Genomic DNA, 15037 nt, shown 5'->3' on the forward strand with positions numbered 1-15037 from the left:
CTGAAATAATAAGCTAACCCTTTAAAATTTAAAGTCGATGCCCGTTACATCCCAGTTTTCCGTTACATTGATTTCTTTTTCGTAAAAGATTACTGGGTTTGGCTCAATGTTTTGAAGTATATTCCCCGGCGACCACGCTTCTTCCCCTTCATTAAGAACCAATAGCCGCATTTTATAGGAACCAGGAGGTACCATTTTAAATTGATAGTTTTTTTGATTCCGAATGGAATCGATGCACTCATCTTTTTGATTGAGTAGCTCAATAATAAAATAGGGCGTAGCGGTATCTACACTTCCTGAAATGGTTCCAGTCTCTTCTTTTTTTCTAAGTGGGTAGGTTTGACAAATCTTTTTATGGGTGGTTTGGTCAAATGCCATACAAGCACCTGCTTCTATCTGTAGCGTGACCATCTGTTTTATAACTTTACTTTTATGGTCTTTTTCTTGTTCTTCTGTAGCAAACTGTATGATCTCTTCTCCCGTGAAATGCTTTCGTATGGTAAGCTTAGTGCGGTTTTCGTTCCACATCCATTCGTCTGGCTTCAATGCAATTTTCTGTTGGTTTTTGCCTTCAAAATAGATCAACGCTTCTTTGAGTTCTTTAATGGGTTTGTTAAATACGATTGATTCTGTAAAATCATTCAGTATAGAAGGAATCGGGCGCGGCAATAGGCTATAGCTTAGGCTGGTTTTGTCTATTTTGCCTTCCTTGAAGTTTATGGTTATATCTTTTTCTAGTGCCCTATGTAAGGCATCCTCAGCCTTTACCTTAACCTTTAAAAAATCTCCCTCCAGAAGCCCAAAAGTATTGTAAATCGTAATGGTTTTAGGTGATTGTTCTGAAAAGAAGCTGTAAACTTGTGGCTTTCCCTTAGCCCCTACCGTTTGAAGAGGCGTTACTTGATAAATTTTTATTGCTTTGTTAAAGACGATTTCAAAGATCCCCTTTTGAGGCGTACCACGTAGTAAGCTTAAATCACGCACGTCAGATGCAATAAGCGGGAGGATAATATCCTCTCGCGTCTCATTTAAATCGATAGGATCTTTAAAAAATCCATATTGATCCTTTTCATAATCAATTTTATAGTTGTTTTTTTTACCAGTACTCGCCCGTATATAATACTGGCCCAAGCGTATGCAATTTATGGTAAAATTTCCATCTTTATCAGCTGTAGTATAATAATCCGGTGTACCTTCTTCTTGCCATTCTTTAGGGTCTCGTTCTGCATTATAGAGATAAACGTTCGTATCTCCTACTGGCTTATTGGTTAATAATTCTTTTACTTTTCCCTTAGCCGTAATGGGGTCTATAAAAGAACCCGTGCTAAAGGTTAATGCATCACCAATTGCCTTAGTACCCTCATGGGTATCTTTAATGGCTTTGTTAAAATGGATGGAATAGGTAGTGTTTTCCTTTAGAGGAACATGTAGCTTAAGCGTTAAGGTTTTGCCATTTACGGTGTAGGTGTAGGCTTTTTTATTTTTAGGTTCATCTGGCTTAGGCATGATCCCTAAGTTATTGTAAAGGTTTTCAACCGCAATATCTTTATCAAAAATAAGTCGGATGGTTTTACCCTTAAAGTTTAATCCCCCATTTTCTGGAAGAGAACGTACTAGTTTAGGGGGCGTTTCATCAGGAGGGCCACCTTCTGGTTCCTGTACCGCAACACAGGAAATAATGGAAATAAACAATAAATGGCTAAAATGAAAGCACCGTAAAAGCGCAGCAATGGGTTTAAGCATCATGAAGGTATAAGCAATTTTCGAAAGAAGCCTGGTGGAGAATGGGGGATTCGAACCCCCGACCTTCTCGATGCCATCGAGATGCTCTAGCCAACTGAGCTAACCCCCCTAGCATTAAACATTATACAACGATACCAATATTTCTTAAATATATCAAATATCTTCTACTTTTTTAGTTGTAATGACCTCTTGTGAAACCTATTTGTAATCAGCAATCTTTAGGAGAAACGCAGTCGAGCACTGCAGAATACTCAGGTGTATTTGAGGAGCATAGACAAACTTCTACACTCAAAATGGCCATTAGCAAGAGGTTTCATAAGCGGGCTAGTAAGGATTTGATACTAGTTGTAACCTCTAAATGGCTAGCTACTTCGGCCATGTGGATGCGATGCTGTGCCATAGCATCTCGTTCCCGTATGGTGACGGTTTCATCTTCTAGTGTTTGGTAGTCAACCGTAATACAATAAGGCGTACCGATCAGATCTTGTCTGGTATAGCGTTTGCCAATCGATTGGGCTTCTTCATAAATCAGCGGGAAATCATACTTAAGCGTATCAAACAGCGCTAGCGCTCTTTCGGCTAATCCATCCTTTTTAACCAATGGAAAAATAGCTGCTTTAATAGGCGCCAATGGTGCCGGGAGCTTTAAGTAGGTTCTTTGCCCATCTGTTGGATGCTCCGTTTGTACGAAACCATTGCTCAACAACATTAAAACCAACCGATCAAGCCCAACAGAAGTCTCTATAACGTATGGCGTGTAATGCTTTTTCAAGTCAGGATCAAAGTATTGCAATTTCTTTTTGGCATACTGTTCATGGCTTTTTAGGTCAAAATCCGTTCTAGAATGAATCCCCTCTACTTCTTTAAAGCCAAATGGAAAAGCATATTCAATGTCAACCGCAGCGGTTGCATAATGGGCCAGTTGTTTATGGGGATGTAGGTTGAGCTTCTCTTCGTTGATGCCTAAGCTGCTATACCAAGCTTTGCGATTTTCTTGCCAATAGTTGAACCATTTTGCCTCCGTGTCAGGTTGAATAAAAAACTGCATTTCCATTTGCTCAAACTCACGCATCCGGAAAGTAAATTGACGCGCTACAATTTCATTCCGAAATGCTTTCCCGATTTGGGCAATGCCAAAAGGAATCTTCATCCGTGCTGTTTTTTGCACATTCAAAAAATTCACAAAGATACCCTGTGCCGTTTCTGGTCGCAAATAAAGAGTCGTTGCATCATTTTGTGCCCCCACTTGCGTGGAAAACATAAGATTAAATTGACGTACAGGGGTCCAATGGTTCGTCTTCGATAGGGGGCATGCAATAGCGAAATGCTGCAGGAGCTTGTCTAACCCAGTTAGGTTACCAGCCTGTAAGCAGTGCTCCATCTCTTCTATTAAGTCTTGTGCTTCAGCCGGTTTCCCTTGGGCCACCAATTGTGCCGCATGCTCCTCGATCAGCAGGTCTACACGATACCGCTTTTGAGAATCCTTATTGTCTACCATTGGGTCTGTAAAGCCATCTATATGGCCAGAAGCTTTCCAGGTAGTAGGGTGCATCATAATGGCTGCATCAATCCCTACAATGTTTTGATGCAGTTGGGTCATGCTTTTCCACCAAAAGTCTTGTAGATTGCGTTTGAGCGCTATCCCATACGGACCATAATCATAAATAGACTGTAAACCATCATAAATTTCACTAGATGGATAGATAAAACCATAGGCTTGCGCATGTGCAATCAATGCTTTAAGAGTATGATTTGACCGATCTAAAGCAGCATCTGTAGGAGACATCTATTTGTTTGGTTGTGGTTTAAGTAAAAACTCGGCTTGTACAGGGCCTCTGGCACCATTAGATGGCATCGTCCAAAGCTAATAATTTTTTTTAAATTAAGTTTAAAAACCAGGCCATTGCAGTATTTCATGAGCTGTCGTTTGCCTGAAAGGTATCCATTTTTTATTTTTAGCTTATCGCTTTGATACAAATAGAAAAACTAGAGCAGAAAATCTTTTTTATATCAGATTTGCATCTGCCCCTTCGGCCCAGTGGCATAGATCGTTCTCCTTGGCTAGAGGATCAGCTATTGGATTGGCTAGACTATATAAAACCACAAGCACAGGCCCTATTTTTATTAGGAGATGTCTTTGACTTTTGGTTTGAGTATAGGTATCTTGTTCCTAAAGGCGCCATTCGGTTTCAGGCAAAAATGTGGGAATTTTATAAAGCGGAAATACCAGTCTATTTTTTTTTAGGGAACCATGATGGCTGGTCCATAGATTATTTAACACAAGAATGTGGTGTACAGCTATTTAGAAAACCAGCTTCCATTACCATTGCCCATAATCGGTTTTTAGTGGGCCATGGCGATACCATGCATCCTACCACTGGTTATGCGCTATTGCGTAAATTATACCATAGTAGTTGGCTGCAATCTTTTGTGCGGGCTTTGCCTCCGGATTGGGTCTATAGTAGGGTAGACCGTTATCTTACCAAAAAAAAACATGCAAAGTCTTCGTTTTTCGAAGAAAATGACCGTATATTTCATTATTGCAAGGATAAAATAGAACCTTTTAATCATCATGAATTTTATATATTTGGCCATACACATTGTCCATATATAAAGGCGTTAAACCATTCAAGCAGGTATTGTAACCTTGGTGCTTGGATCTCGGATCGTACCTATGCTTGTTTTGATGGTCTATCCCTTTCATTGCTTAAATTTTAATACTATACTGGTACTGCGTATACCATTTAGTAAGCTTTTATTTCAAAACTTTTAATGATTAGACCTCTATAGTACATGGGAATTTGGAGTTATTTTTATATAGATATCGCTGTCGATCTAGGAACAGCCAATACGTTAATCATCCACAACGATAAAATTGTTGTAGATGAGCCTTCTATTATTGCAATAGATCGGAATACGAATAAGATGATAGCAGTGGGAAAAGCTGCTATGCAGATGCATGAGAAAACGCATGATACGATACGTACTATTAAACCGCTCAGGGATGGTGTCATTGCAGACTACCATGCAGCAGAGCTGATGATTCAGGGGATGATCAAGATGTTATCTAAAAAGAAACTATCCCTGTTTACACCATTTTTTAATAGAATTATCATTTGCATTCCATCTGGTACCACTGATGTAGAAAAGAGAGCCGTTCGGGACTCTGCTGCTCATACAGGTGCCAAAGAGGTTTATATGATTTATGAACCTATTGCGGCTGCTATAGGCATAGGCGTTCAGATTGGAGAGCCTATTGGCTGTATGATTGTCGACATTGGCGGCGGTACAACAGAAATAGCGGTTATCTCTTTATCTGGCATTGCATGTGATCAATCCATTAAAGTAGCTGGGAATGCATTCAATAAAGATATATTGGACTATATGCGCAAGCAGCACAATCTAGTGATTGGGGAGCGTACGGCAGAACAAATTAAAATAGCCGTAGGCGCTGTTTGGATGGATTTAGGTGAACCACCCGCTGATTATGCCGTACATGGCAAAGATCTTATGACTGGTATTCCTAAGATTATATCGGTAAGCTATAGAGAGATAGCCGTTGCTTTAGAGGAGTCGGCTGTAAGAATTGACGATGCTGTGCTCAAGGCATTGGAAATGGCGCCACCTGAGCTGGCTTCTGATATATACAAAAATGGCATTCATCTGACAGGAGGTGGCGCTTTATTACGTGGTTTAGATAAACGTTTGCATAATATCACCAAGCTTCCGGTTCATGTTGCAGAAGAGCCTTTACAAGCGGTGGTAAGGGGTACGGGTACTGCATTAAAAGATATAGAGACCTATCGCAGTGTGCTGATGAATTAAGGGTCATTAGGATTAAATACTCTATAAAATATTCCCATACCATCATGAAAAAATTACCGATTGGTGTTGATAACTTTCAAGAGTTGGTACAAGGTGATTATCTTTTCTGTGATAAGACTGCTATTCTTGCTGAGTTCCTTGGCAAGGGAGATAAAGTTACGCTTATTGCTCGTCCCCGCCGTTGGGGCAAGACGCTTAATATGTCTATGTTGCAACATTTTTTTGCATCAGAGGTGAATGGGGTACCTACAGCAGGTTTATTTGATGATCTATCGATTGGCCAGTTAGAAGGTGGTAGGTACATTAGGGAGCATCAAGGCAAGCATCCGGTTATTATGATCAGCTTTAAGGATGTACATGCAGATCGTTTTGAAGGAGCTTATAATGCAGTGTATGAAATAATATCAACGCTTTATAGCGCACATACCTATTTATTAAAAAGTGATAAAATACATGAAGTACAGATTACAAAGCTGTATACTGTTCTCAATAAACAGGCAAATCAACAAGAATTAGAATCATCTTTAAAGTTGCTCAGTCAATGCCTCTACCAACACCATGGTCAGAAAGTTTATATCTTCATAGATGAATATGATACACCCTTAAACAAGGCTTATGGTAATAAGGCATACTTAGATGCTATGGTCGCATTTATGCGCAACTTATTTAGTGCTGCTTTAAAAGGTAATACTACCCTAGCAAGAGGGGTGTTAACGGGCATATTGCGTGTTTCTAAAGATAGTATGCTTTCTGGGTTGAATAACCTAGAAAGGTATACTTTACTAGATGAAGAATATAGTGCCCATTTTGGCTTTAGTGAAGCAGAAGTTGCCCCTTTATTTCGAGCACAATCTCTTAGTACTTCCATGGAGGAAGTAAGAGATTGGTACAATGGATATAAGGTAGGGAACTTGGTGATGTATAATCCATGGTCTATTATTTCTTGTATTAATAAAGCGGGCCGTTTTGATGTCTATTGGGTCAATACGGGTAATAATAACTTGATAGAACAAAAAGTACTTACTGCCCATGCGGACATTAAAGCGCAATTCGAACAGTTGATGCGCGGGGAAGCTTTAGTTATATCTATCAACAAGCATCTTGCTTTTAATATCTTAGATAAAGATGATACCTCTTTTTGGAGTCTTTTATTGTTTGCTGGTTACTTGACCTTTGAAACCAGTAGTTTGAGTGCCTACACTACCGTGTATGATTGTACAGTCAGAGTACCCAATTATGAAATATGGCGCCTCTATAGCACATTTTTTCAAGAGTGGTTTGTTAATCAGTTTGAACGAAGGCGACAATATGATGCTTTCGTAAAATATTTAGTAGCTAGTGATGTTCCTGCTTTTGTCGAACAACTTAGCTACTTTTTACGCCGCAGTGTTAGCTATTTTGATACCAAAAAAAGTAACAAATCAGAGGGGTTTTACCATGGTTTTGTCTTAGGGATGTTATCAAGCTTGGGTATAACCCATTATATACGTTCCAATCGAGAAAGCGGTTTAGGTCGTTATGATCTTTTGTTAATTCCTAAAAAAGAAGGCCAAAAGGCGCTATTGTTAGAATTTAAGCAGGTTCGGAAAGAAGAAGAATTGGAAAATGCCTCTAAACTTGCCTTAGCGCAAATACAGACACAGGTCTATCATACTGAAATACTACAATATCCCCATGTACAGGAAGTAGTAGAATGCGGTATTGCTTTTTCTGGGAAGTCTGTATTAGCGGCTTACGCAACTTATGACATAGTGCGTAAACAGTCTGGAGCAGTGCGTTTAACAGTCAAATATGGACAAGAAGACGGGTAGGGTACAAAGAACGGATCAAATAAAAAGGTCGATTAAATGATAAAAAACCAGCTATCTTGCAGTGGGCATCACTGCTTACATCCCTAAATAAGCAGTGATTGAAGTGCATCAAAAAGATGATCAAAATCAATTTAATATAATGCCACGTAAAAACTTTAGAGTTGGTGCTATGGGTTACTTTCAAGAAGTAGGATAGAAAATAGAATTGCGCGATGGAGGCTCCGGCTGAAACGATATAAAAATTAAGGTTTCGGGTAAGTAGTTGGACGAAACAAGTATAAAACAATGATTAGCCCAACAGATACCGCTACATCAGCTATATTAAAAATAGGCAGGCAATATATATAGTAATCGCCCCAAATAGGTACCCAACTAGGCATAACGCCAGACCAAAGGTCAATATGCAGCATATCAATTACCTGACCATAGCACCACTTCATAGGTGCATCAGTAGGCCCATTATTCAAATAGACACCATAAAAAATGCTATCTATACTATTGCCAATTGCACCGCCTAAAACCGAAGCCCATCCGCAGATCCAACCAACAGCTGCTTTTTGTCTTATAGATTGAATGATATACCAAAAGATATATAAAGAAGCTACAGCACGGAATATAGTAATCAATAACTTCCCATACTTAAAGCCAAGATGGATGCTAAAAGCCATTCCAGGATTTAAAGTATAGGTAAGCTTGAAAATATTGCCCAAAAGATTGATTTGCCCATCTGTCCCCATCTCCATATGGGTATGGACCCAAATTTTAGATGCTTGGTCTGCAAAAATAATCAACAATACAATAGAAAAATATTTTAGAAACGGTTTCATATAGAGAAATTTATACGATCAGATCGGTGATTTGTTCCTTTTTGTTTGGTGCAGCCAATGCACTAAAGGTGCAAAAAACAAAAGACAATCCGAGGAAAATAGCCAGATCTGCTATGTTGAAAATAGGCAGGATAGAGAACGCTTGCCCACCCCAAATAGGCACCCAATCGGGTATAACACTAGACCAAAAATCAATATGCAGCATATCAATCACCTGACCATGGAACCACTTCATTGGTGCGATATCGGGTGCATTATTTAAATAAACACCATAAAAAATACTGTCAATGGTATTGCCAATAGCACCTCCTAAAAGCAATATCCACCCCCAAATCCAAACAGGGGAGGAGGGCCTATCCAATGATCGAACAATATGCAAGATAATATAAAACGAAGCAAAAAGACGGACTAAGGTTATCAAAAGTTTTCCATACTTAAAACCAAATTGCAACCCAAAAGCCATGCCATAGTTTAGCACATAGGTAAACTTAAATAAATCGCCAAAAATTTTAATCTGGTGGTCTGGTCCTAATTGCATATGGGTATGCACCCAAAGCTTACATCCTTGATCCGAAAGAATAATGAGCAATAATCCTAAAATGTATTTTATATATCGTTTCATGTTACTAATAACGTGTAGTATACTTTCTTTTTACAATAGACCTTTTTTGAAACCCGATGCTACTAAATGAAAAGCCTGGCCTAAAAATTTGTCTATGCGCTTCAAATAATAGGCTTAAGTTACGTTTTTTTGAGAAAAATCCTTTTGGTAAGCCTTATTGATTTTCTGCAATGGAATGCGCAGTAAAATATACAAACTATAGCCAAAAGCATGGTCAAACTCTGCTAACCCAAAACCTGGAATATCAAATGGTAAAGCATATAAATTATTTTCTATTTTTTTATTGAACTTGTAGCGGGCCGTACAGCCAATAGATAGCACGCTAATCAGGCGTACTTTCCCACCTGCCACCACTTCCCACCAATGCGCTATTGCAGTACCGCTGCTATTCCGCAAGGAAATGGGTGCTTTGACACATTTAGTTCTGCTAGTTCTGCGCCTTTCATTTGGCGGATGGCTGCACTGTAACTTATCACTTTTTAATTGAAAATCAAAAAAGCTTCTAGCATACCGAAAGCCTATAAAAAATTGATTCCGATCGAGGGTAGGTGTTAGAAAATTATAATCTAGGCCTATTCTAAAATATTTACCATTGGCAGATGCAAAGGAGCCTTTGGCTTTTCTCCCGTCACGCTGAATGGTTCCCAATCCATAATCTAGATCCAATAAGATGCGACTAAAGTCAGTAGACCCATGTATTTCATAGGCACGGCCTGTTTTTTGGTACCAACCCACGCAAGTCTTGGCTACATCTATACCAAGATAGCAAGTAGTGGGCCAAATGTTATTTCGGGGTGGTTTGTCTTGAGCCACTACATAGTGCGGCGCAACAACATATAAAACCATACAAAAGAGTGGTCTAGTAATATAACGTAACATGCGTTTGAGCTTTCTCTTCCTTTAAAGGAATTGGATTTTCAATTTTATATTCCTTGAAAATAGCTTTTTTATTATCTTTAGGAATCAATTTTATATCTTTAATCGTATATTGTACTTGCAGTCCTCCAGCTTCATGGGAGATCAAAGATAGCGTACGTTTATAGCATATAACCACTTTGTGGTAGTACCTATGCCTATCATCTTCTAGCTCAAAGCTGACTTCATCGGCATCTGGATCGAGCTGTATATCTAATCCATTTTCTAGCTTAAAGCTTTTATTTATATAAACTGGTTTTTTTATTTTTATCAAAAAGGAGTCCGGAACTTTAATGCTACCCAAGTCTTCTGGTTTGTCTAGAATCCATTGATCTTTTTTTTCCTCAAATTTAATTTGAACCTTAGAGCCGTATTTACTTTCCCAATTTTTAAAGTCTTTACAGGATAGCACCCCCAAAAGGCAGAAGTGCATAAAAGCTTTTCGGAGATATTTAAGCAGGATACAAGAAACCGAACAAGACAGAAACATCTAAGAAAAAGGTTACAAATAATCGTTACAATGGCTTTAAAAAGGCTATTGGCCATTAGCTTTAGCATTTCAGTTGCATGGAAAAACTACTCTAAAACAAGCAAAAGGTGGAACAAAAATCCTTTTTTACCACTGACTTGCATAGGTACAAAAAATATAAAAATCAACCATAAATTTACATCTTAAAACCATAGCAACCAAATCCACCATGTGCATCAAAGCAGGCTACAAGTGGCTGGTTTTACGCATACCCATCCTTTTAAGCCTTTTTTTGAGTATGATAAGGTGCATAGGCCTGCTTTACATCAAAAGCAGCCATTGTACTACCTGAAATTGCATTGATCAGCTTTTCATGTTTTAATCCATCTATATATCGATCGATGACACTGAGTAAAATACGAACGCCTTTCAAGCCTATACGAATATCCTCTGCTATAATCGCATCTATCACATTTTGGTTTAAAATAGATGGATCCATCCCTTTTTTAGTAAGCAGCTGCTTGACATAGGCTGCTGCAATAGCCTGCTTCTTTTCAGGTGTAAAACCTTGATCAAAACGAATGATTTTTACACGGCTTTCTAAGGCGGCTGCCCTATCCTCTGTTAAAGTCTCTGTAAAGGTTTTATTGGCTATCAAAACAATTTTTATATGGGAGATATCAGGAGATGCACTATTATAACGAGATAACGGTATGGCTACTTCTTGTGCTTCTAACAGGGTATGCAAAAAACTATATACTTCTGATCCATTCTTGGATATAAAATTTTTATTTTTATCCATGGCTAGGGCTTTATCAATTTCATCTAACACCAATATTTTATTAGACCAGTTTTGTGCCTGACTAGGTGCGCCTATCAATGTCTCTGCGATTACTCCTTTTTCAGGATCTGAGGAATAATAACTGGAACCATATACATTCTTATAATTAGAAAGATCAATAGATTGCACAGGAAGCTGCAATAAGGCGGCCAATTGTTTGGCCAAATAGGTTTTTCCAGTCCCAGGGGGACCTACAAACATAATGGGGGTTGATTTTTTAGTCAATTGCATGCTTTTGGCATCCTCTATTATAGTGGCCACCCATTCACCAATGGCCAGACGAACCTCTTCTGGATAGTTGCACATAAATTGGCGTATAGCGCCTGTATCAGGCGCAACTTGCTTAGGTCCTATAGGGAGTTGCAATACCTCCTTGATGGCATTAACCCGTTGATGATTGTAATAATCAAACCGTTGTATGGCAAAGATATGCTCGCTTAATATACGCTCTGTAAAGCTTTGGATACTTGGCGATAAAGTGTGTTTTCTTGCTTCATACTGTTTTTTGAAACCAACAGCTTCATTCAGTTTAGGGTTAGATAAGGCTGGGAAAAATAACATAGCGCAAGAGCGTCCTATAGCTTTAAGTGGGTAAGTAGCTAAATTGCCCATTACAGGCGCAACTACAGTAGATAACTCAAAAGGTTTATTGCTGAACTGATGTAGGCCCAAAACTAAGCCAGCTGATACGCATAGTTGCGCAGTAGAGCGAAATAATTCACCCATCTGCTCTTTTATAAAAGTATTTTGTTTAGCTATTTTCCTTTTATTTGACTTCCTGGTTGAGGAAGTTTTAACAGCAGCAGCCTCTTGGCTATGATCTATTTTAGCGATGTTGTCTTTGCTGGTTGGTTTTGCCTGAAGGGGCATTACCCCCAAACTACCCAGCATAACAACTATAAGATATACATAGGTGTGCCTACCTAATCGGGTAAAATAACAAAAAGGCATTTGGAATAGATAACGCATAGTAAATTATAGAGTTTTAATAAAAAAGATCCCCAAAGGGAAAGGTTCTTTGCGATGGCTTAGCATAAGGCTGCAATATAAGGAATTTTCTATAGGTATAGCTAATGCAGTGTAGTTGTGGGTACAAATTTAGGGGTTGCAGCAACAAGCCCCTTAAATGATTTGCACCAGTATGGTATCATCCCAATTCTTTTTGTAAAAAATAACCTGTATGGCTTTCTGGTACCCTTGCCACAGCTTCTGGGGTGCCCTGCGCTACTAGGTACCCTCCCTCTTGACCACCATTGGGTCCGATGTCAATAAGATAATCTGCTACCTTGATAATATCCATGTTGTGTTCTATAATCAGTACGGTGTTGCCTTGGTCTACTAACTTTTTTAAGACAGATAGTAGCGCTACAATATCTTGAAAATGCAGACCAGTACTGGGTTCATCTAAGATATAAAGGGTCTCTCCAGTACTTTTTTTTGACAATTCTGTCGCCAGCTTAACCCGTTGTGCTTCCCCTCCTGATAAAGTAGTGGCATGTTGCCCTAAGGTAATGTATCCCAAACCTACCTGTTCTAAGGTACGGAGCTTAAACAGTATAGAGGGGTGGCTTTCAAAAAACGGAATGGCATTGGATACCGTCATATCTAAGACATCCGCAATAGATTTGCCTTTATATTGTACCTCTAGTGTTTCACGACTGTACCGTTTGCCTTTACAGTCATCACAGTTTACATATACCTCTGGTAGAAATCCCATTTCTATACGTTGAATGCCCGCCCCTTCACAAGTATTGCACCGGCCTTCTTTTAGGTTAAAGGAGAATCTTCCTGGCTTATAACCTCTAATTTTTGCCTCTGGCAAAATCGCAAAAAAGTTACGTATATCTGTAAACATACCAGTGTAGGTACTAGGATTAGAGCGAGGCGTTCTGCCTATAGGTGACTGGCTTACCTCTATAACTTTATTAATATGTTCTAATCCAATCGCTTCTGTATAAGGTAGGGATATGGCATGGCTGTTGTAGAGGTGGTTTTTAAGAATCGGCAAGAGGGTTTTACGAATCAAGGAGGATTTTCCGCTGCCTGATACACCTGTTACACAAATCATTAGGCCCAATGGAATGGTTAAGGTTATATTTTTTAAATTATTGCCACTACACTCCTTAATGGTGAGCGTTTTACCATTGCCTTGTTTGCGATTGGGTGGCAAGGTAATGTTCCTTTTTTGGGTTAAAAATTCAGCTGTCACACTAGGTTGTGCCAAAAACTCGGCTAAAGAGCCTGCTGCAACGACTTCTCCCCCAAGAAGGCCAGCTTGAGGGCCTATTTCAATCAGATAGTCCGCCGCCAGCATCATTTCTTTATCATGCTCTACGACCAGTACGGTATTGCCTATATCCCTAAGTGCTTTTAAGGCACCAATCAGGCGTGCATTGTCGCGTTGATGGAGGCCAATGCTTGGTTCATCAAGAATATAGAGCACACCCAATAGTTGGGTGCCTATTTGTGTAGCCAACCTAATGCGTTGTGCTTCACCGCCTGATAAGCTACTTAAGCTTCTGTTAAGATGCAAATAATCTAATCCAACATCGATTAAAAATGCCAATCGCTTGGAGATTTCTTTTATAATTTCATGGGCAATGATTTGCGCATTGCCGGTTAATAGCGTAGGCAATGCATCAAACCATTTTTTAAGTTGATCTAGGTCCATCAAAACCAAATCTGTAATGCTTTGCTCTTGAATTTTAAAGGATCTGGCAATTGGGTTTAATCTAGTGCCTTTGCAATCTGGGCATGTAGCTGTATAGACAAATCCTTCTTCTAGGCCACCATATCGTGTAGCCGTTTCCCGCTCTTGTTGCTTGATGAGTGCACTGACAATTCCCTCAAAAGGTTCCACAAAGTTGGCAATAAGCGCAGAACGGCATTTTGTAGTATTGCCAAATAGCAACAAATTCAATACCTCTGGAGGCAATGCTTCAACTGGATCGGTAATTTGACATTGGAAAAACTTTAATAAGGCTGCTATTTTTTTAAATAGCAATGATCCCTTATCAGGACCTAATGGTAAAATGGCGCCATTTTTAATGCTTAAGCTTTTGTCTGGAATAATGGTGTCCATATTCTGGGTCACTTCACCTAATCCATCGCAAGCGGGGCATGCGCCATAAGGCGTATTAAAAGAAAAAAGATTGGGCTCTGGTGCATCATAAGCAAGCCCTGTCTCTTCATCCATTAAATGGGTAGAGAAGTAATGCTCTTTTTGCTCAGAATCTACTAGCAATAAGGTTCCCTTACCATATTCTATAGCCAATTGTAGTGCATTTTTAATACGCTCCACCTCTTTTAGATCTATTAAGATATGGTCTATGACCAAAGCAATATCATGTTTTTTATGGCGCGCCAGTTTTAGGTCATGCGCCAATTCAATAATGGCGCCATTGACTCTAACTTTATTGAAACCTAGGTTGATAAAACGCTTTAGTAATGCTTCATGATGGCCTTTTCTGCTTCTAACAACAGGGGTCATTAAGGTAACCCTTTTTTTAGAGAAGGTGCGTAATAGATGGGCAAGGATTTGTGCTTCATCTTGTGTGACCATTTTGTTACCCGTAGTGTAGGCATAGGCATCTGCTATTCGTGCAAAAAGCAAACGCATAAAGTCATAAATTTCTGTAGTAGTCCCTACCGTAGAGCGTAAATTTCGATGGGTTGTTTTTTGTTCAATGGCAATAACAGGGCTTAATCCATTTATTTTATCTACTTCCGGCCTGGTTAAGCTACCTAAAAAACCGCGTGCGTAGGCACTAAAACTTTCTCGATAACGCCTTTGTCCCTCTGCATTTATGGTGTCAAAGGCCAAAGAGGATTTGCCACTTCCACTGACACCTGTAATGATTACCAATTGATTGCGTGGAAAAGCTACATCAATATTTTTTAAATTGTGCGTCCTTGCACCTAAAACTTCTACATAATCAAATCCATAACGATCTTGGTGGACCTGTGTTGTTTTGATTTCCATAA

At 39.2% G+C, this 15037-nt stretch carries 11 protein-coding genes and 1 tRNA gene; 3 read left to right on the forward strand and 9 right to left on the reverse strand.

Annotated features, from left to right (window positions below; all coding sequences use genetic code 11):
- Positions 1-21 precede the first annotated feature (21 nt).
- The 3 genes from ACOALF_RS01655 to ACOALF_RS01665 all read right to left on the reverse strand — a co-directional run bounded on the left by ACOALF_RS01655 (position 22) and on the right by ACOALF_RS01665 (position 3529).
- Positions 22-1746, reverse strand: coding sequence for an Ig-like domain-containing domain (locus ACOALF_RS01655; protein ID WP_419241710.1), 1725 nt, complete (start codon positions 1744-1746; stop codon positions 22-24).
- A gap of 29 nt (positions 1747-1775) precedes the next feature.
- Positions 1776-1852, reverse strand: a tRNA-Ala gene (locus ACOALF_RS01660).
- Positions 1853-2056: 204 nt separating this feature from the next.
- Positions 2057-3529: a glycine--tRNA ligase gene (locus tag ACOALF_RS01665; protein WP_419241711.1), complete on the reverse strand. Its 1473-nt coding sequence runs from the start codon at positions 3527-3529 to the stop codon at positions 2057-2059.
- 182 nt (positions 3530-3711) lie between these two features.
- Between ACOALF_RS01665 and ACOALF_RS01670 the strand changes: the two genes are divergently transcribed.
- From ACOALF_RS01670 to ACOALF_RS01680, 3 genes are all read left to right on the forward strand, one after another.
- Positions 3712-4461 carry a UDP-2,3-diacylglucosamine diphosphatase gene (locus ACOALF_RS01670; RefSeq protein ID WP_419241712.1) on the forward strand — a complete coding sequence of 250 codons (750 nt, stop codon included), beginning with the start codon at positions 3712-3714 and terminating at the stop codon, positions 4459-4461.
- 75 nt (positions 4462-4536) lie between these two features.
- Complete coding sequence (locus tag ACOALF_RS01675; protein WP_419241713.1) at positions 4537-5568, forward strand: rod shape-determining protein; 1032 nt, start codon at positions 4537-4539, stop codon at positions 5566-5568.
- Positions 5569-5612: 44 nt separating this feature from the next.
- Complete coding sequence (locus ACOALF_RS01680; RefSeq protein ID WP_419241714.1) at positions 5613-7379, forward strand: AAA family ATPase; 1767 nt, start codon at positions 5613-5615, stop codon at positions 7377-7379.
- Positions 7380-7621: 242 nt separating this feature from the next.
- Here the strand turns inward: ACOALF_RS01680 and ACOALF_RS01685 are convergent, their stop codons facing one another.
- The 6 genes from ACOALF_RS01685 to uvrA all read right to left on the reverse strand — a co-directional run bounded on the left by ACOALF_RS01685 (position 7622) and on the right by uvrA (position 15035).
- Positions 7622-8206 carry a lipoprotein signal peptidase gene (locus tag ACOALF_RS01685; protein WP_419241715.1) on the reverse strand — a complete coding sequence of 195 codons (585 nt, stop codon included), beginning with the start codon at positions 8204-8206 and terminating at the stop codon, positions 7622-7624.
- Positions 8207-8216: 10 nt separating this feature from the next.
- Positions 8217-8828 (reverse strand): signal peptidase II, encoded by a 612-nt coding sequence (locus ACOALF_RS01690; protein ID WP_419241716.1) that lies wholly within the window; start codon positions 8826-8828, stop codon positions 8217-8219.
- Positions 8829-8942: 114 nt separating this feature from the next.
- Positions 8943-9707, reverse strand: a complete 765-nt coding sequence (locus ACOALF_RS01695) for a DUF6048 family protein (RefSeq protein WP_419241717.1) — start codon at positions 9705-9707, stop codon at positions 8943-8945.
- Positions 9688-10176, reverse strand: coding sequence for a hypothetical protein (locus ACOALF_RS01700; RefSeq protein ID WP_419241718.1), 489 nt, complete (start codon positions 10174-10176; stop codon positions 9688-9690). The genes ACOALF_RS01695 and ACOALF_RS01700 overlap by 20 nt, the downstream gene beginning before the upstream one ends.
- Before the next feature lie 316 nt (positions 10177-10492).
- Positions 10493-12022, reverse strand: a complete 1530-nt coding sequence (locus ACOALF_RS01705; RefSeq protein ID WP_419241719.1) for an AAA family ATPase — start codon at positions 12020-12022, stop codon at positions 10493-10495.
- Positions 12023-12200: 178 nt separating this feature from the next.
- Positions 12201-15035, reverse strand: coding sequence for an excinuclease ABC subunit UvrA (gene uvrA, locus ACOALF_RS01710; RefSeq protein ID WP_419241720.1), 2835 nt, complete (start codon positions 15033-15035; stop codon positions 12201-12203).
- Between the last annotated feature and the right edge of the window lie 2 nt (positions 15036-15037).

Origin of the sequence: Cardinium endosymbiont of Nabis limbatus (genome assembly GCF_965196625.1) — a bacterium.
In the GTDB taxonomy this organism is placed as follows: Bacteria; Bacteroidota; Bacteroidia; order Cytophagales; family Amoebophilaceae; genus Cardinium.

Coding starts and splice junctions, on each gene's coding strand:
- ACOALF_RS01655 (WP_419241710.1), bottom strand. CDS start 1,746: ATGATGCTTAAACCCATTGCTGCGCTTTTACGGTGCTTTCATTTTAGC.
- ACOALF_RS01665 (WP_419241711.1), bottom strand. CDS start 3,529: ATGTCTCCTACAGATGCTGCTTTAGATCGGTCAAATCATACTCTTAAA.
- ACOALF_RS01675 (WP_419241713.1), top strand. CDS start 4,537: ATGGGAATTTGGAGTTATTTTTATATAGATATCGCTGTCGATCTAGGA.
- ACOALF_RS01680 (WP_419241714.1), top strand. CDS start 5,613: ATGAAAAAATTACCGATTGGTGTTGATAACTTTCAAGAGTTGGTACAA.
- ACOALF_RS01685 (WP_419241715.1), bottom strand. CDS start 8,206: ATGAAACCGTTTCTAAAATATTTTTCTATTGTATTGTTGATTATTTTT.
- ACOALF_RS01690 (WP_419241716.1), bottom strand. CDS start 8,828: ATGAAACGATATATAAAATACATTTTAGGATTATTGCTCATTATTCTT.
- ACOALF_RS01695 (WP_419241717.1), bottom strand. CDS start 9,707: ATGTTACGTTATATTACTAGACCACTCTTTTGTATGGTTTTATATGTT.
- ACOALF_RS01700 (WP_419241718.1), bottom strand. CDS start 10,176: ATGCACTTCTGCCTTTTGGGGGTGCTATCCTGTAAAGACTTTAAAAAT.
- ACOALF_RS01705 (WP_419241719.1), bottom strand. CDS start 12,022: ATGCGTTATCTATTCCAAATGCCTTTTTGTTATTTTACCCGATTAGGT.
- uvrA (WP_419241720.1), bottom strand. CDS start 15,035: ATGGAAATCAAAACAACACAGGTCCACCAAGATCGTTATGGATTTGAT.